The sequence below is a fragment of the Streptomyces sp. NPDC102270 genome (genome assembly GCF_044766405.1).
GTDB lineage: Bacteria > Actinomycetota > Actinomycetes > Streptomycetales > Streptomycetaceae > Streptomyces.
Window position 1 is genome coordinate 199,931 of record NZ_JBIWLX010000010.1, and the last position, 16,988, is coordinate 216,918.

At 68.8% G+C, this 16,988-nt stretch carries 11 protein-coding genes and 4 pseudogenes; 5 read left to right on the forward strand and 10 right to left on the reverse strand.

Annotated elements, in window-relative coordinates; genetic code table 11:
• Positions 1-36: 36 nt before the first annotated feature.
• From ACIRP7_RS22625 to ACIRP7_RS22635, 3 genes and pseudogenes are all read right to left on the reverse strand, one after another.
• Entirely contained in the window at positions 37-1,539 is a 1,503-nt protein-coding gene (locus tag ACIRP7_RS22625) for a tyrosinase family protein (protein WP_403662319.1), read from the reverse strand.
• 56 nt (positions 1,540-1,595) lie between these two features.
• Positions 1,596-2,111, reverse strand: a complete 516-nt coding sequence (locus ACIRP7_RS22630; RefSeq protein WP_403662322.1) for a hypothetical protein — start codon at positions 2,109-2,111, stop codon at positions 1,596-1,598.
• A 349-nt stretch (positions 2,112-2,460) separates the two neighbouring features.
• Positions 2,461-2,741: pseudogene (locus ACIRP7_RS22635) on the reverse strand (hypothetical protein); the annotation flags it as partial.
• Between ACIRP7_RS22635 and ACIRP7_RS22640 the strand changes: the two are divergent.
• From ACIRP7_RS22640 to ACIRP7_RS22650, 3 genes and pseudogenes are all read left to right on the forward strand, one after another.
• Positions 2,736-2,903, forward strand: a pseudogene (locus ACIRP7_RS22640) (IS5/IS1182 family transposase); the annotation flags it as partial. The pseudogenes ACIRP7_RS22635 and ACIRP7_RS22640 overlap by 6 nt on opposite strands.
• Before the next feature lie 282 nt (positions 2,904-3,185).
• Positions 3,186-3,815 carry a DJ-1/PfpI family protein gene (locus ACIRP7_RS22645; protein WP_403662325.1) on the forward strand — a complete coding sequence of 210 codons (630 nt, stop codon included), beginning with the start codon at positions 3,186-3,188 and terminating at the stop codon, positions 3,813-3,815.
• A 519-nt stretch (positions 3,816-4,334) separates the two neighbouring features.
• Positions 4,335-5,081: a hypothetical protein gene (locus tag ACIRP7_RS22650; RefSeq protein ID WP_403662328.1), complete on the forward strand. Its 747-nt coding sequence runs from the start codon at positions 4,335-4,337 to the stop codon at positions 5,079-5,081.
• A 59-nt stretch (positions 5,082-5,140) separates the two neighbouring features.
• Here ACIRP7_RS22650 and ACIRP7_RS22655 read toward each other — a convergent pair.
• From ACIRP7_RS22655 to ACIRP7_RS22670, 4 genes and pseudogenes are all read right to left on the reverse strand, one after another.
• Positions 5,141-5,269 (reverse strand): annotated as a pseudogene (locus ACIRP7_RS22655) (IS630 family transposase); the annotation flags it as partial.
• A 30-nt stretch (positions 5,270-5,299) separates the two neighbouring features.
• Complete coding sequence (locus ACIRP7_RS22660; RefSeq protein ID WP_403662331.1) at positions 5,300-5,827, reverse strand: hypothetical protein; 528 nt, start codon at positions 5,825-5,827, stop codon at positions 5,300-5,302.
• Between the two features lie 640 nt (positions 5,828-6,467).
• Positions 6,468-10,331 carry a helix-turn-helix domain-containing protein gene (locus ACIRP7_RS22665; protein WP_403662334.1) on the reverse strand — a complete coding sequence of 1,288 codons (3,864 nt, stop codon included), beginning with the start codon at positions 10,329-10,331 and terminating at the stop codon, positions 6,468-6,470.
• Between the two features lie 164 nt (positions 10,332-10,495).
• Positions 10,496-10,873 carry a hypothetical protein gene (locus ACIRP7_RS22670; protein ID WP_403662337.1) on the reverse strand — a complete coding sequence of 126 codons (378 nt, stop codon included), beginning with the start codon at positions 10,871-10,873 and terminating at the stop codon, positions 10,496-10,498.
• Between the two features lie 501 nt (positions 10,874-11,374).
• Between ACIRP7_RS22670 and ACIRP7_RS22675 the strand changes: the two genes are divergently transcribed.
• Both ACIRP7_RS22675 and ACIRP7_RS22680 read left to right on the forward strand, forming a co-directional pair.
• Entirely contained in the window at positions 11,375-12,046 is a 672-nt protein-coding gene (locus tag ACIRP7_RS22675) for a class I SAM-dependent methyltransferase (protein WP_403662340.1), read from the forward strand.
• Between the two features lie 403 nt (positions 12,047-12,449).
• Positions 12,450-14,096 (forward strand): APC family permease, encoded by a 1,647-nt coding sequence (locus ACIRP7_RS22680; RefSeq protein WP_403662343.1) that lies wholly within the window; start codon positions 12,450-12,452, stop codon positions 14,094-14,096.
• A 471-nt stretch (positions 14,097-14,567) separates the two neighbouring features.
• Here the strand turns inward: ACIRP7_RS22680 and ACIRP7_RS22685 are convergent, their stop codons facing one another.
• The 3 genes and pseudogenes from ACIRP7_RS22685 to ACIRP7_RS22695 all read right to left on the reverse strand — a co-directional run.
• The gene (locus tag ACIRP7_RS22685; RefSeq protein ID WP_403662346.1) at positions 14,568-16,340 is read right to left on the reverse strand and encodes a phosphatidylglycerol lysyltransferase domain-containing protein; all 1,773 of its coding nucleotides are present in this window, start codon (positions 16,338-16,340) and stop codon (positions 14,568-14,570) included.
• Between the two features lie 109 nt (positions 16,341-16,449).
• Positions 16,450-16,581: a hypothetical protein gene (locus ACIRP7_RS22690; protein WP_403662349.1), complete on the reverse strand. Its 132-nt coding sequence runs from the start codon at positions 16,579-16,581 to the stop codon at positions 16,450-16,452.
• 127 nt (positions 16,582-16,708) lie between these two features.
• Positions 16,709-16,974 (reverse strand): annotated as a pseudogene (locus ACIRP7_RS22695) (GtrA family protein); the annotation flags it as partial.
• Between the last annotated feature and the right edge of the window lie 14 nt (positions 16,975-16,988).

Sequence of the window (16,988 nt, forward strand, 5' to 3'; positions counted from 1 at the left end):
GAGCTTTCCTACTACGCCTGTATGGCGTCCCGATGGTCATGCCTCCTGCACCAGCAGCCGCGCGTTGATCGTGGGACTGCCTGCCTGTGCGAGCGGGAAGGCCGTACCGATTTCTTCGGAGCGCCCCGGCACGTCGATACGGACGGACAGCGTCCGGTCGACGAGCTGGTCGTGTGCCATCCGGAAGTCGATGTTGACGGTGCCGTGCTGCGCGCACGTCTCACAGCGCCGCGGATCGTCCGGTTGGAAGAAGAACCGTTTGGCGATCGGCTCGCCGTCGGCGAGCAGACTCACGACGAACGAACCCGGAATGTTCAGCCGGTCGATCCCCTTCACCCGCACCGAGACCGGGTTGGCGCTCCGGAACGCGAAGGTGCGGCCGACCTCGATGTTTCCGGTCAGGTTCTCCATCGCGCCCTCCGCAGGGCTGACGACGTCCAGGCGATCGTACGAGACGTCGGTTTGGATCGTCTGGTCGGCGGTCGCGCTGAACGGTGGCAGTGCGCCGTTCAGCGGATCCGTGGGCCAGTCCGGGTCCTGCCCCAGTGTGGTTCGGAACCCCGCGAGCGTGGTCGCGCCGACGCGGGTCTGCCAGCTCAGCCAGAGGCGGTCGAGGTTGGCGTGGAAGAACCAGAACACCGGATCGAAGGACGCGACGAACTGGTTGCCCATCGTCGGCCCGATCGCTCCGTGGCCACCGTCGTGGGCCTGGATCGAGAAGTCCTGGTAGCCACTCACGTCGGACGCCCCCCACAGTGATTGCGTCAACGAGGTGGCAATGTCGTCCAGAATCCCGAAGTCCTGCACGGTCTGGGCGATCTCGTCGGGCAGTGAGCGTTCGGTCGTGTACGGGAAGAATCCGGTCAGGGGCGGCTGCGCGGTGGCGCCGGGATCGGCAGGCAGAACGTACTCGTCGAAGGGCGGCTGCTGCAGCCTGTCCGGCAGCCCGGTCGCGATGTCCCAGTAGGGGAGGGTCACCTCCTCGCAACCTGGGACGGAGCGCAGCGCGTCCTCGAAGATGCGCAGGTACTGGCGGTGCCAGGGGTTGTAGCGGTTTTCGTGGTGCAAGCACCATTTCTCCGGAAGGCCGTGCTGCCCGGCTATGGCGAAGTAGCTGTCCGGAGCCCCCGGGTCGCGGGCCATCACGCCCGTGAACGCCGTCTTCAGCAGCTCGAACTCGGCATCGCTCAACGTCGTGACGTCCTTGCGGATCCGGGTCGGGGGCGTCACGATCGGTGGTGGCTCGTCCGGTGTCACCGTGCCGAGGGGGAACCCGTTGAGTACCCAGTTCCGGAAAGTCTGCGAGCGCTCGGCGCTCCATTTACCCTCCGCATCCGGGGGCATGTGAGAGTTCGGCGGAGAGGTCTGTGCGTAAATCGCGAGCGCGTTTCTCTTCACTCCGTCGTAGGAGCCGAGATCGATTCCCATTGCGGCCATATGTTCCACGTCTTCGGGGCGGAAGAAGAAGCGGATATCTGCCAGGTAAGTTGGTGCTGCAACGACTTGGTCAACGATTGGACTGTTCTCGGTCGTTGTCATGCGCATTCCTCCCGCGGGCTCCGCACAGGTGTTACTTTCGACCACCGCTGCAACTGCTAGCCGAGGTATCCAGTAATTCGTTCACCCACGTGAAGATCCTGGATCTGGATCGGGCAACTGGACGTGGTGGCGACAACCCGGTTCGCTGTCACGAACGCGCTCATTGCCAGCGGCACTCCTTCGGGCAGCCCGTGTATGCCGACATAGTGCGAAAGCCCGTTCAGGAAACCGGAGTTGAGGCGGCCCACTTTCGTCCTCAGTCGCAGGCGAGAGGTTGGGGCTCCGGGGGTTGATTCGTCCCACGACGCGCCGTCGGGAACTCCCCACAGGTAGTTGTCACGCGCCTTGTGATCAACGAAGCGCACCCCGTCCGGACTTTTGATTTCGAGGACGAGCATGATGTCCTCGAAATCTACGGTCCGATACGAATCCGGCGCCAGGATGTCGATGTGCAGCTCCGCCGTGGCCTGAGGCGGTTGGAGCACCGTTTCGGTATAGGGTCGGAGTCCCACCGGCCCGACGAACAGGATCTCGGACCGGCATTCGGGATTGTCCTTGAAGTAGGTGCCCATGGGAAGGTTCCTTCCATCCCGGTGCGCGGCGAAGGGCGGACCGGACAGGGGGGTGAAGTTGGGAAGGCTTGACGCAGAGGGCCCGGCGGTGGCGCCGACGCTCACCGGGCGGGCGGTCGCCCTTCTGGGCTGCAACTCCATGGAAACACTGGTAGAGCTGTGTTGCCACTTGGATAGCCGGCCGTCCACATTTGACGACTCGGCATCCGGCGGAATTCTCAACAGGCCCGTGTGTAGCCCTCTACCGTTACTGCGCGGCCACGACAAATACGTCACCGCAGCCAGCTGCTCGCACCGATCTACCCGTGCAACAAGCCGGGCCATGGCGTCGTCATGCACGACCGCCTGATCAGTGGGCGGGACGGCTGGCCCAACAGTATGCGACTGATCCTCCGAAAGGACCGCCGGGAATGCTCCGATCTCCGTTCCGGCCCATGAGCATGAGGAACAGGCATTTGCTAGCAGCCGGCCCGTGGGCGCGCGGGATCATCGCCTCGTCCGCATGAGCTTACAAGTTGAAGAACCGTGAGGCGGCGCCCGGGGAAGGAGCACCGAGGCCGCGGGGTCCCGCACCGGATCGCCGGCGAACATGGCGTCGAAGTCGATCACGCCCGAGAGCGTCTCTTCGGCCCGAGTTGGCAGACGGTCTACCGAAGAATCGCCCGGTGGAGCCGAGCCAGGGTCTGGGAAAGGCTCCACCGCGCGGTTCTCGACGAACTCGGAGCACGAGGTGGGCCGCAATGGGGGCCACTGGCCGGACTCAATCCGACCGATCGCGGCAAGCTCGGATCGAACGGTCAAGGAAGCGTCAGGCCACCAGCCCCGACGCCCCCAGCCCGTAGCAGGGGAAGTCGGGCCCTTTTGCAGAGATGTGCGGTGACAGCGGCGGCACAACCGGTCCAACCATCCCGGGATGCCCCGATGCCGTGCACCAGGCGACGGCAGCACGGCGGATGGTTGCTCGAGCCGGGCTGAGGCGGCCCGGCACCCATTCTCGTGAACTCGCCGCGCATGCCTGGGCGTGTCCGCAGATGCGTCCTCAGGCAACGCGGATGCCTGCATACGCTCCCCGGCATGGACATCGTGATCCCGCTCTTCAGGCTCTTCGAGCCGCTCGACGCCATTGGCCCGTACGAGCTCCTGGCGCACGTCCCCGACGCCCAGGTGCGCTTCGTCGCGCCCGAACCGGGGCGGATCGCCGATGTGTTGGGTGTCATGCGGGTGGACGTGCGCACCCGGTACACCGAGGTCGAGTCCTGCGACGTGCTGCTCGTCCCGGGCGGTGCGGGGGCGCGACTGATGCTGAACAACACGGAGTTCATCGACTGGGTGCGCCGGATTCACGAGACGACCCGCTTCACCACCTCGGTCTGTACCGGCGCGCTCATCCTCGGGGCGGCGGGACTGCTCCAAGGGCAGACCGCGACCACCCACTGGATGGCGATGGACGACCTGGAGACGTTCGGGGCCACCTACACCGCGGAACGCGTCGTCCGGCACGACAAGATCATCACCTCGGCCGGGGTCTCCGCCGGTATCGACCTGGCCCTGGAGCTGTGCGCGTTGCTGAGCGACGAACTCACCGCCCGGGCCATTCAGCTCTTCACCGAGTACGCCCCCCAGCCGCCGTACGACAGCGGTTCCCTGGCCACGGCGAGGCCCGAGGTCGTGGCCAGGGCCCGGGAGCTCGCCGGCGGCGGCTGAGCCCGCTCAGCCCTCGCGTGCGCGCGGTCCTGCGGCAGGCGGGTACCAAGGAAGAGTTCGAGTTCAAGGAGAATTGCAGCTCTTCGGACAATCGAACCATATTCGTTCATTCATGACAGCACCGGAGTCCTCCAGCACTGAGTCTTTGACCGCAAAGTGATCGTTCAGGTGGTGCGGTGGACTCGAGCTGGAGCAGGACAAGGGCTGCGGCGCGGCGATCTGCGTGACGCGGCTGGGGTCGAGGCTGAACCGCTCCGGGTTCGGTGGAGGCTCCGGACGGTCCCTAAGCGGTTCATCATCGTAGGGTTCTGTCGTTGTGAGGTGGCCCAGCAGGCCGGGCACGCCCTCCTGCTCGAACCGCCGCCGCCTTCCTGTAGCAGCCTGCGTCGGGCGATGCCCGGTGGTAACCCTTCACACCGAGGGCCCACGGAGCGGAGTGAGCATATGCGGCCGGGCGGGAGCTGTGGAAGCGTCACGAGCAACCGATCCCACTTCCCTGCTACTCATGAAGGGCCAACGGTGGTTGCTGCGGTTGCCGAGACGGGGGCTCGATTCGCGCTGCCCTGGGGGGAATTCGGCCTCGGCCAGTACCTGGGGCTGATCCTGATCGCGGTGGGGACGCTCGTCGGCGCGTGGCTCGGCCGCCGGTGGTCGCACCGCTCGACGATGCTGCTCGGCGCCGCGTCCGGGGTGCTGCTGGCGGTGGCCGGCGCCGACATCGTGCCGCATGCCCTGCACGAGGCAGAGGAGCAGGGCCTAGCGGGCTGGATCGTGCCGGTCGTCGTCGCTGCCTTCGCCCTCGCCTCGGCGGGGCACACCCTGCGCAGACGGGGTGAGTCAGGGCGGCTTCTGGGCGCCGGAACGGCCGCCGCCCTCGTGCTGCACCGGCTGGTCGAGGGCATGACGGTGGCTCTGCTGGCCACGGTTGCCGTGGTGGCGGCGCTGACCGTGCACTCCGTCAGCGAGGGACTCGCGTTGACGGCGGTCCTCGACGCGCGCGGCCGAAGGCCCCTGACACCGTGGCTGGTCGCCGTCTGCGTGAGCCCGCTCGTCGGCGGCTGGATCACCCTGGTGGCACCCGTACCGGAGTGGACGCACGTACTCCTACTCGCCGCCGTCGCGGGCGTGCTGCTGCGGAACGCGGGCACCGCCCTGGCTCTGGCCCGGCGCCGGCACCTCACCGGGGAACTGGCGGCAGCGCCCGTGCTGATCGCGCTCGGCTCGGCCGCCGCCGTCACCACGGCGGTCCTGCTGGTCCCGCGCTGACTGCGCCAGTGCCGCGCGCCGTTGAGTTGCGTGTCCCTGACCCGATGCGATGCTGGAAGGTGTTTCGTCTTCGCCCAGCGGCGGATGTCCGCTCCCTTGTGGGCGTACAGGTCGTCCAGGATGACGTAGATCGGTGCGCCGTCGGGCCGGGCCGCGCGGATCGACTTCAGCGACGAGAGGCCTGATCCGTCCAGCGGCCCGGGACAACCTTGCGTAGGTCAGTCAGTGGCGGCTGCTACGGCTTCCGCCGCCGCCCGCTGCAGTGCACGGCTGGTGACCCAGCGGTTTTTTCCGCCGGACAGGTGTGCCACGGCATGGCCAACCCATTCCGGGTCGCCCAGGAGATGCAGCTCGCCCTCGTCGAGGAGGTGCCGCAGCAGATACTCCAGCCGGAGGGTGTCCACGGCCCGGTACGGACGCGCGTGCTGGTCGAAGCGCAGTTGGCAGTCCTCGTACGGATGGCGCAGCGTCATGTGCAGCCAGCCGCCGCCGCGCCCGGCGACGGTGCCCTTCACCGTGTACCTGCCCCTGCTGTTCGGGTTCCAGGAGTGCTTGCCCCAGGTGATCCAGGTGCCAGTCATGATCCTGGACCACGGGATCAGTCGTCCCTCGGAGTCCGGCTCGCGTTGGTAGAGCCCGTCCGGGCGAAACTCCACCCACTGAGTGCCCGCCCGCGTGGCGTCCCCGACTCCCCAATGTCCGTCGTGCAGTTCCAGCGGACCGAGGGATGCACCGTCCTTCATCATGCAGTCATTGAATCACTCGCCTCCGAACTGTTGCGCTATTTGTGCCCGTACCGCCCGCCCGCACAGCGCCCCCGAAATCCGCGCTGTACAGCCCCACTTGGAGTCGATGCAGCCGTACTCCGGGACGTTCACCTCGGCGTCGAAGTGCCGTTTACCGGCCAAGGACGAGTACTGGGTGGCCTCCCTGAGTTCGCGCCCTGTGACGCGTCCAAGGTGACTGTGCCATGCACAGGCTCGGCGCCCGGCCGGGAGTAGTGCTCGGCCCGCTCACCTTCGCCGAGGCAGAGCGGCTGGCGTTCAACGACCGTGAATCAGCCCGCATGGTCCGCTTCGGTGAGTGTGCGAGCTGGTCCCGTGCAGTGGAGCAGGGCTGGCCTTCCAAGGCACGAGCAGGACCACCAGGCACTTGTCGACGCCGTCGGCAGAGGCCAACTGGCCTCCGAGACAGCCTGAAAGGCTTCCGCATCGGCCACGACAGGGGGCGATGCCATGCCAGGTCCGCGGCTGGGGGACGTGGAGACCCCAGGGCTGAGCCCCCCGCAGGTGCACGTTGGCCGCCGGCGCACGCCGTAGGGAACGGCGAGCGTGCCCGGATTGAGGTCGGGCGTCGGGGCCTGTGCCAAGCGGCAGCCGCGCACCCTCAGGGGCGCGTGCACGCGGAGGTGAGGGACACGGGCAGGCCCGGCATCAGTGTCTTGCGCTCCCGCGGGCCGATCGTCCTGCGCAGTCGGCAGATCCGGGTGAGCTGGGCGCCGAGGTCCAGGTTCCACAGACGTACGGTCCCGTCGTTGCTGCTGCTGGCCACGGTCCGCCCGTCCGGGGCGAACGTGACGCCCCACACCACGTTCGTGTGCCCGGTGAGCGTGCCCCAGAGGCGTCGTCCGGGCACGTCCCAGAGCCGCACGGTGCGGTCGCTGCCGCTACTGGCGAGGAGTCGGCCGTCCGGCGAGAAGGCGATGCCGCGCACCGATCCGGTGTGCCCGGTCAGGGAGGCCAAGGGACGGCGGTGGCGGACGTCCCACAGGCGGACCGTGCCATCGTTGCCGCTGCTCGTGAGCGTGCGCCCGTCGGGGCTGAAGGCCACGCCCCGCACGGCACCGGTGTGCCCGGTGAGGGTGGCGAGCAGGCGCTGGCCGGCGGTGTCCCACAGCCGTACGGTCAGGTCGTCGCCCGCGCTGGCCAGGGTGCGGCCGTCCGGGCTGAAGGCGACATCGTTGGCGTAGTCGGTGTGGCCGGCCAGCACGGCGAGCTGACGGTGGGTCGCGATGTCCCACAGCCGGACCGTACGGTCGGCGCCCGCGGAGGCGAGGGTGCGGCCGTCCGGCGAGAAGGCCACCGAGAACACGTCCCCGGTGTGGCCGGTGAGCGTCCCAAGGGCGCGGTGCGCGGGGATGTCCCACAGCCGGACCGTGCCGTCCGAGCCCGCCGACGCGAGCGTGCGGCCGGCCGGTGCGAACGCCACCGAGAACACGCTCTCCCGGTGGCCCCTGAAGGTCGCCACGAGCCGGTGCCGGGCCACGTCCCACAGACGTACGGTGTGGTCCGCGTCGGCGGTGGCCAGGAGTTTCCCGTCGGGGCTGTACGCGGCCTGCGAGACCTCGGTGAACGGCCGCGCCGTCAGCACCGGGCCGTGCAGGTCCCACAGCACCACGGACTGGTCGAACCCTCCGGTGGCCAGCGTCGTCCCGGTCGAGTTCACGGCGACGGACATCACGTAGTCGGTGTGGCCGGCGAGGATCGCGGCCGGTCGGCCGGTGCGCACGTCCCACAGCCTGGTCGTGCCGTCGCCGCCCGCGGTCACGACCATGGTGCCGTCGGGTGTGTAGGCGACCGCGTTGACGTCGTCGCTGTGACCGGTGAGTGTCGCCGTGGGCCGGTGCGCGGCCACATCCCACAGCCGTACGGTCCGGTCGACGCCCCCGGAGGCCACGCTCCGCCCGTCGGGGGCGAACGCCACTCCGAGTACTTCGTCGGTGTGTCCCTTGAGCACGGCCAGTTGGCGGGCCCGGTCGGTGCCCCACAGCCGTACGGTCCGGTCGGAGCCGCCCGAGGCCAAAATCCGCCCGTCCGGGGCGTAGGCGAGTGAGTTGACGCGGCCGGTGTGGCCGAGGAGCCGCACCTCGAAGGAGTGGCCGCCGCCGGTGTCCCACAACTGGACCGATCCGTCGTCGGCGCCGACGGCGAGGGTACGGCCGCGGGGGTCGAAGGCGAGCGCGTGGGCCCCGTTCGTCGCCGCGGGCAGCAGGGTCCGCAGCCGGTGGTCGGCGGTGTCCCAGATCCGTACCGGCCCGTCCGTGGACGTCGCCGCGAGCGTGCGCCCGTCGGGGCTGAAGGCGACGCAGCGGACCCGTCCGGGAACGGTGAGGGTGGCGATGGTCCGGTGGTCGCTGGTCCGGCGCAGTTGTACGGTGCCGTACGAGCCGGCCGTCGCCAGCAGCCGGCCGTCGGGTGCGAAGGCGACCGCGTTGACGGGCCCGTGGTGGCCGACGAGGCGGGCGGAGAACGCCTGGGCCTGGGTGCTCAGCAGGGCCCCGCGTGCCTGGGGGGTGGGATCGGCGCGGTAGGCCTCCTCGGCGAGCAGCATGGATGCCTCGGGCTGGCCGCCGGCCAGAGAGGTGGACTGCACCGCGAGGGCCTGGGAGCGGGCGACGCGTTCCTGGGCGAGGGCGGCGGAGCGCTGCTGGTAGGCGAGGCCGCCGGCGGTCACGGCGAGCACGAGCAGGACGGCGACGACGACGAACAGGGCCTGCCGGAACCATGCCTGACGCCTCGCCAGGAGCCTGCGGCTGTCCTCCTCGACCTGGCTGGCCCGCAGGAAGGCTTCTTCGCGGGGGCCGAGACGGCTGCGGCCGTCGAGTTCGTCGGCCCAGGAGCGGACCGTGTCGAGGCGGGTGCCGCGGTAGAGCGCGGACGGGTCGTGGTGCTCGCGCTCCCATTCGGCGGCGGCGTGGGCGAGTTGCTGGTGGAGGAGGAGTCCGGCCCGGTCCGCGTGGATCCAGTCGCGCAGCCGGGGCCAGGCGTGCAGCAGGGCCTCGTGGGTGATCTCGACGGTGTCCCGGTCCACGGTGATCAACCGGGCCCGCACGAACACGTCGAGCGCGGCCGAGGCGGCGTCCCCGTCACCGAGTTGTTCCACGAGGGCGCCGCGGCCGGTGCGGCGGCGAGTCACGGCGCTTCCGTCGTCGGACACGTGGACGAGGCGGGACAGGATCCGGCGGATCGCCTTCTGCTCGGCCGGGTACAGCTGGGCGAACAGCGTTTCGGCGGTACGGGCGACGGCGCCCTGGATGCCGCCGGTGCGCTCGTAGCCGGCCACTGTGAGGGTGGTGTCCTCGCGTTGCTGCCAGGTGGCGAGGAGGGCATGCGAGATGAGGGGCAGCGCGCCGGACGGGGTGTCGGCGGAGGCAGTGGCACGGCCGGCGCCTACCGGTTCGTGGCGCAGGCCGGCGTCGCGCAGAAGGAGGGGAACCAGGCCGGGTTCCAGGGTGACACCGGCGAGTTCGGCGGGGCGGGTGATGGATGCCCGCAGTTCCGCGACGGACATGGGGAGCAGAACGAACAGTCCTTCGGTGAACAGGGGTGCCAGGCCGGGGAGTTCGAGGCAGTGTCCGGAGAAGTCGGCGCGGACGCCGAGCACGACGACCGCCGGTTCCGGGCCGGTTGACAGCGCGTGCAGGACCCGGACGAAGGTGCGTCTCTCGTCCTCGTCCGAGCAGAGAGTGAACAGTTCCTCGAACTGGTCGACGAGCAGCACGGGCCGCACCGGGGGAGGGCGGCGGCCGTCGGGACCCGGCGGGCCGCCGTCCGAGCGGGCGCGGACGACCTCCAGCAGCGCTTCGGGGCGTTCGGCCAGCCGGGCCGCGGTGAGGTCCATATCGCTGCCGAGAACCTTGGCGGCCCGTTCGAGGAGTTCGTCGAGGGGGTGAGCGGCGGGCGTGAGGGTGATCACGGGCCAGCGGTCGGCGCCGGGCATCGGGAAGCCGCCGGGGCGCCGCAGCGCCGGGACGAGACCGGCGTTCAGCAAGGAGGACTTGCCGGCGCCGGACGGGGCGACCAGCAACAGCGGTCCGCTGCCCACGCGTTGGTAGACCCGCTCGACCAGAGCGGCCGTGGCCCGCTCCCGGCCGAAGAACCAGTCCGCGTCCCGTGGGGTGAACGCCGCCAGTCCGCGGTACGGGCAGGAGGGCGCACCGGCGTCGGCTGCCGGTCCCGCGCCGCGCTGGACCGGGGCGGCCTCCCGTACCAGCCGTAGCAACTCGCCCTCGGCGCGCAGGACGTGGTCACACTGGCGGGCGACGTCCGCGGTTGCCCGCTTGACGCCGGTCTCGATCTTGCTGAGGTAGCCCTTGCTGTAGTGGGTATGGCGTGCGAGGTCGGCCAGCGACAGTCCGCGTTCCCGGCGCAGCCGTCTCAGCTGCGCGGGAAAGGACGGTGTGGCCTGGGCGGGGCTTTCCGGCTGGTCGGTCCGGTCGGCGCCCGCACCTGTGTGCTCCTGGTCCCCCAAGGCGTCCCCCTGGCACTGCCCTGCCGGATCGTGAGACGGCGGATGCCCAGGCTACTGCGGGGGTCGGACGGGGAGCGAAGCTTTCACCCGGTGTGGCGAGAACGGGACCGTCGGGGCCGGTGTGGGCCGGTCCCGACGGTCGCTTGCCCGTGGCGAATGGCGCGCTACGGCCGGTTGAGCCTGATGGAGTTGATGGGGGTGAGGTTCGTGTAGGTCCACTCGTCCTGCGCGAGGTGTTCGACGCAGTTGCTGCCGCCGTAGTTGTTGCACAGGTCCGCGGTGGCGCCGCCGTACTGGTTGTTGAGGACCCAGTGATACCCGAACTGGTTGCTCAGGTTGTGGGCGCCGTAGCTGGCGTACTGGTTGGTCGGGTGCGGGTTTTCCTGCGGCCAGACGTTTTCGGGCCAGATGCACACGTTGCCGGAGAGGCATCCGTACACCGTGCTGTTGCCCGCCGGCGCGGCCTGGGCCGCCCCGCCCATCGCCACCACCGCGGTGGCCGCGGTCGCGAACGCCGCGGCGGCACTGAACATCTTGCGCATGTTTCCCCCTGGTGGGTCTCCTGCGTCGCCGCAGGCCGTCTTCGTGCTGACGGGATCAGCCTGTCCCGAGGGACTTCCGGGGTCGACGGGTTTCCTGTTGCCCGCTTGGGGGCCGGCCGGGAAACCCGGTGCGAGCTGGGGTTTCGCGGGCGGTGGTCAACCGGCGGGTCGGGCGGGGCAACCGGTCGGGGTCAGAGGGGGGAAGGGCGAGTGCTCGGCGAGCAGGAGCCTGCGCAGCGACCAGCGGATGCGAGACAAGCAGGGTTCGGCCGGTGCGGGATCTGCCGGTGTGTTCGCTGTCAGTCCGCCGAATGGTCCCGGACGCCTCACCTGTTCCAGACCGTGCGACGCCGTCGGCGGGGTGTGCCGCCTTCGCTGTTCAGGGACCGCCGATTGCCGGTCCGGCAACTTCGCGTGCCAATCGACGCGGGTACGAGCACCATCGACAACGCGCCCGAGCGGGCGGCGTGGCACAGCATCACGAGCAGCGGGAGGCATCCGGTGTCAGGACACCACGAGCACGGCCGAAGCGGCGAGCCCGACGGGCAGGCGGCCGCCGAGATGTTCGAGCCGGCGGCTTGGGACGAGCGGTACGCGGGACAGGAGCGGTTCTGGAGCGGCGAGCCCAATCCGCAGCTCGTCGTCACCGCCGGTGAGCTCACCCCTGGCACGGCGTTGGACGTTGGCTGCGGCGAGGGGGGTGACGTGGTCTGGCTGGCCGGACAGGGCTGGCGAGTGACCGGCGCCGACTTCTCGGCCGAGGGCCTGGCCCGTGCCGCCCGCCACACCGAGCAGGCCGGTGTGGCCGGTCGGGTCGACTGGTGGCGGGTGGACGCCAGGACCTTCGACGCCGGTGACCGCTCGTACGACCTCGTCACCACCCACTACCTGCACGCCCCGGACGGCGGCATGGTCGACGTGACCCGCCGCCTCGCCGCAGCCGTCGCCCCCGGCGGCTTGCTCCTGGTGGTCGGGCATGCGCCGTCGCCCGAGTTCACCCACCTGTCCGAGAGCCACCGCAAGGCGATGTTCCTGGCCGCGGAACTCCTTCCCGGTCTGCCGGACGACTTCGAGCCCGTTGTCGTGGAGCAGCGCACCCGCACGCTCAAACGGGACACCGGGCCGGTCGAGGCCGAGGACTCGGTCCTGCTGGCCCGCCGCGCGAAGCGCTGAGCACCCACTGCACCGGAGGGGAACAACTCCTCCGACGTGAGCGAGCGGTCCCGGCTGTCTGCGCCCCCTGAAACGGTCGCCGGTGCCGGGGTCCTAACCCCGTCACACGAAGCTCCTCCGCCAGAGAACGATCAGCGACCAAGCCCTCTACGCCGCGTCGCCGCACACGGTCGGAGACTGAGGCTACGTCACAACAGCCGCGTCGACGCCAAATCAACCTGAACAAACGGCAAAAATAGTAAATAGGGTGCAATTCTATGAAAAAGAATAACTCTTGTCCCGAACACGGCCGGGATTCGGTGGCCGGCCTGCTCGGCAGTCGCCCGGCCCAGCGCGCAATTTCCCTTGTCCAGGAGATACTATTTGGGATGTACCTCCACCTTTGGGATGAAGGGTGTGGGCCATGGGTGTATCCGAAGCGACACCGGGCGCGCGCGACGGTAGGCCCGGTTTGCGGCGTGAGGTCGGCTTCATCGGGCTGATATGGGCTTCGGAGGGGTCGATCATCGGATCTGGTTGGCTGTTCGGCGCGCAGAAGGCGCTGGGGGTGGCTGGGCCCGCCGCGATCATTTCCTGGGGGATCGGCAGTGTCGCGATCCTGATCCTGGCGCTGGTGCACGCCGAGCTCGGCGGGATGTACCCGGTCTCCGGAGGTACCGCCCGGTTCCCGCACTATGCATTCGGTGGAGCGGCGGGAGCGTCGTTCGGATGGTTCTCCTGGCTGCAGGCGGCCACGGTGGCACCGATTGAGGTGCTGGCGATGATCACTTATGGCCAGCACTACTCATGGGCGCGAGGCTGGCTGAAGATCAAGGGTGGCCAGGACGTGCTGACCGCCTCCGGGATCGCGGTCGCGGTCGGGTTGATGGCGGTCATCACCGCCATCAACTTCCTCAGCATCCGGCTCCTGGCACGGACCAATAGCGCGGCGACCTGGTGGAAGGTCGGCATCCCGCTGCTGACGATCTTCGTGTTCGCCATCGTCCAGTTCAACGGGAGCAATTTCACCGCCGCCGACGGGTTCAACCCCTACGGCGCGAAGGGCATCCTGGGAGCGGTCTCCACGAGCGGCATCATCTTCGCGTTGCTGGGCTTCGAACAGGCCGACCAGCTCGCCGGGGAGAGTTCGAACCCGAAACGCGACATTCCGCGCGCGGTGATCGGCTCCATTGTGATCGGCGCGATCATCTATCTCCTGCTGCAAGTCGTGTTCCTCGCCGCGCTTCCCGCCTCGATGGTCCACGGCACCTGGACGACCGCCGCGTTCAACACCTTGACCGGGCCGTTCGCCCAGGTCGCCACGCTCCTTAGTCTGGGCTGGCTGGCCACCGTCTTGTATCTCGATGCGGTGGTCTCTCCCGGCGGTACGGGCCTGATCTACATCACGGGGTCCTCGCGGGTCTCCTACGGGCTCAGCCGCAACGGATACGTGCCATCGGTCTTCGAGAAGACCACTCGCAGAGGTGTGCCCTGGCCCGGGCTCATTGCCGCGTTCGTGATGGGCTGCATCTGTTTCCTGCCGTTCCCGAGCTGGCAGTCGCTGGTGGGGCTGATCACCAGCGCGAGTGTGCTGATGTATGCCGGCGCGCCGCTGTCATTCGGAGTCTTCCGCAGCCGCCTGCCGAACACTGAACGTCCGTACCGGTTGCCCGGCGGGACCTGGATGTCGCCGCTGGCCTTTGTCGTCGCCAACTTCCTGATCTTGTGGTCGGGGTGGGCCACCGACTGGAAGCTGGGCGTCGCGATTCTCATCGGCTACGTCATTCTGGTCGCCAACCGGGTCTTCAAGATGAACCCGATAACGCCTCAGCTCGATCTGCGGGCGGCCCAGTGGCTGCCCGTCTACCTGGTCGGCATGGGGCTCATCGTCTATGCCAGTGACTTCGGCCCGCTCAAGCGCCCCTGGTTCCCCCTGTGGTGGGACATGCTTGCCGTCGCGGTGTTCAGCCTCGGCATCTACTACTGGGCGATGGCGGTGGCCCTGCCGACGGAGCAGATCCAGCGGATGGTCGACGAGGTGGTCATCCCTGAGGAAGCTGACATTCACTGATCCCCGTCCGCGGGCCGTACTCCTGGCCGGCCGTTCACCCACCTCCCGGACGGCTACGTCTGCGGATCGGCCGCGCGGATGGCACGCGCAAGTGTGACTGAAGTGCGACCGGTATTCGCACCCCCGGCCGACAAGGCACGTCTGAGCTCAGCATAGTGAACGACGACGGCATTACCGCCAACGGTGCCTCCCTGATCGACGAGATGGTCTGGGAGGGCGCAAGAAGGATGCCGACCGCCGCACCGGAGGCTGCTGCTGTGACAGGCAGCGTTCACCCTCTTTACGACGGCGGGGTCTTTGTCGACGGCATGCTTGGTCCGCCGGCCCCGGACGCGCCGGCCGGAAACGATCTCTGCTCGGCGTGCGGAGAATTTCCGAGTACCCCGTCCGGGCCGATCACGACGCCGATCCGGGCGTACAGGACGCCGTCTCTCCGTACTCAGTCGGCGTAATCGTCCGGGCCGAAACCGGCTACGGCCCGGGGTTCGTACTCCTCATGCGCTTCCGGTTGAGCCATTTCGGCAGCCCCGGTGCTTCGAGGAAACCCTCGGCGCGGGCGCTTGCCAGGGTGATGCGCAGCAGGGCGGCGCCTTTTTCGAAGAGGAGGTAGCGCGGTTCCCAGATGGGCCGGTACTTGGCGTTGGCGCGGTACAGCGACTCGATCTGCCACCAGCGGGAGAAGAATCTGAGCAACGAACGCCACAGGCGCAGCACCGGTCCGGCGCCGATCCGGGAGCCCCGCTCGAAGACGGAGCGGAACATCGCGAAGTTCAGGGAGATCTGACGGATTCCGAACTCCCCGGCGTGCTGGATCAGTTTCAGCACCATGAATTCGAAGAGGCCGTTCTCGGAGTCGCGGTCCCGGCGCATCAGGTCCAGGGACAGCCCTTCGTCGCCCCAGGGCACGAAGCTGAGCATGCCGCGCGGACGTTCCCCGTCGTCACAGAGCACCATCACGCAGCGGCCGTCCTGCGGGTCGCCGAGGCGGCCGAGCGCCATGGAGAAGCCGCGTTCCGTCTCACCGTCGCGCCAGTCGTCCGCGAGCCGGATCAGTTCGGCCATCTCCTGCGGCGGGATGTCCTCGTGACGGCGGACCCGGACGGCGTAACCCGCCCGCTCGATACGGTGGTAGGCCTGGCGCACACCGCGCATGGCGCGGCCTTCAAGGGCGAACTCACCGAGGTCGACAATCGCCTCGTCGCCCAGTTCCAGCGCGTTCATGCCATACCGGGCGTAGACCGTGCCGCCTTCCTCGCTCGCGCCGATCACGGCCGGGGTCCACCCGTGCTCCCGGGCCTGGGCGAGCCAGCAGTCGATCGCCCCCGGCCATGCCTCCGAGTCGCCGATCGGGTCGCCGGACGCCAGTGACACCCCGCTCACCACCCGGTAGGTGACGGCGGACTTGCGCGACGGCGACCAGACGACGCTCTTGTCGCGTCGCAGCGCGAAGTACCCCAGGGAGTCGCGTTCCCCGTGCCGCTCCAGCAGCGCGCGCAGACCTCGCAGGTCTTCCCCGGTCATGGCGTCGACGGCCCGTCGGGAGCGGAACGCCGCGTACAGGACCACTAGGACCAGCACCGTGCTCATGATGTTGATCAGCACATTGGCCCACCTGGGAGTGGTGATGGCCCCGTAGTGAATGTCGTCGTAGGCGAGGGAGACCATGCGAAGCACTCCATAGTGCCATCGCTGCGGGAAGGCTGAGCGCCCGGCGTCCGGGGCGGTGTTGGTCACCGTGACCAGCGCGGCGGCAAGCAGCGAACACGCCAGGAATCCCACCACCGCGACCGAAGCGGCCAGTTTCGGATTGGACCGGTCGCCCTTCGCATGGAACTCGCGCCGCCCGCCGAGCAGGGCGGCGACGAAGAGCGCGGTGAGGAACACCGATATCCAGTTCTGGGCGTGCTGCCGGTAGACCGGCAGTCCCATCGCCAGGGCGCTCAGAGTCAGAGTCAGACCGGCGAGCACGAGATTGAGGATCCACGCGGCGCGCTTGCCACGCCGCATGGTGACGGCCAGGAAGAGCGAGACGGAGCCGGAGAAGAACCCCGCCGTCAGCAGATAGGGCGTGAAGAACTCGTCGTCGTTGTGCCGCCGGATGTCGTTGCCGAACGAGACCCATACCGCGGCCAGGAAGTTGACGAACGTCACGGCCCGCAGATACCAGACCGCGGACAGGTAGCAACGCCGCGACCGACTCCCCCGGTCGCTCCCTGCCTGCCGACCCAGCCGAGCACGCCCCATAGATGTGACGATAGGGCCTGAGAGGGTCGTGAGTCCCTTTTCTATCGGTTCGTGATCACCCTGCGCTGACGGACCTGATCGGCGGCGGCTCCCCCGGGGCCGCCACCGATCACGCTCTCGCGGTGCGCGGGATCAGTGACGCAATGATCGTCGCGCCCACTTCGACCAGGTGCAGCCCGAGCTGCAGCGTGTCACCGACGGGCGTACGGTGCTGGCGTACGCCGAGGACCTTCGACCGCACCGTCATCACCACGGCTGCCGACCTGGGCCGGAGCGTGGAAGTCTCGACGCCGACGCGGCCCCGCTGCCGCACCTGCTCACCGCGGACGAACTCGCCGCCGCCCGCAAGATCAAGCTCGCGTCGAGGGGTTGCTCTGAAGGGCCGATTCCCAGCCGAAGCCGTACGTTGCGACGTACAGCACACCGTTCTCGATGATCAGGCCGGCGACGCTATAAAACAGAAGAGAGCGAACTCCGCGGCACGCCCCTGCGAGTCTCGGTGCCGATAGGCGAAGTACCGGAAACCCAGAGAGGTCACGGCTCGGCTGAGGTTGAACACAGCGAGATACACCCCGACGCCCAGCCCGCCGACGGCACCGAACCCGGCGACCTCCCGGAGCAGTCCTCCGGATATTCGGGGTCGGCACT

Bases quoted from the DNA above. Each gene is read 5' to 3' on its own strand.
- ACIRP7_RS22625 (WP_403662319.1), bottom strand. From the start codon at position 1,539: ATGACAACGACCGAGAACAGTCCAATCGTTGACCAAGTCGTTGCAGCA.
- ACIRP7_RS22630 (WP_403662322.1), bottom strand. From the start codon at position 2,111: ATGGGCACCTACTTCAAGGACAATCCCGAATGCCGGTCCGAGATCCTG.
- ACIRP7_RS22645 (WP_403662325.1), top strand. From the start codon at position 3,186: ATGGACATCGTGATCCCGCTCTTCAGGCTCTTCGAGCCGCTCGACGCC.
- ACIRP7_RS22660 (WP_403662331.1), bottom strand. From the start codon at position 5,827: ATGATGAAGGACGGTGCATCCCTCGGTCCGCTGGAACTGCACGACGGA.
- ACIRP7_RS22670 (WP_403662337.1), bottom strand. From the start codon at position 10,873: ATGCGCAAGATGTTCAGTGCCGCCGCGGCGTTCGCGACCGCGGCCACC.
- ACIRP7_RS22680 (WP_403662343.1), top strand. From the start codon at position 12,450: ATGGGTGTATCCGAAGCGACACCGGGCGCGCGCGACGGTAGGCCCGGT.
- ACIRP7_RS22685 (WP_403662346.1), bottom strand. From the start codon at position 16,340: ATGGGGCGTGCTCGGCTGGGTCGGCAGGCAGGGAGCGACCGGGGGAGT.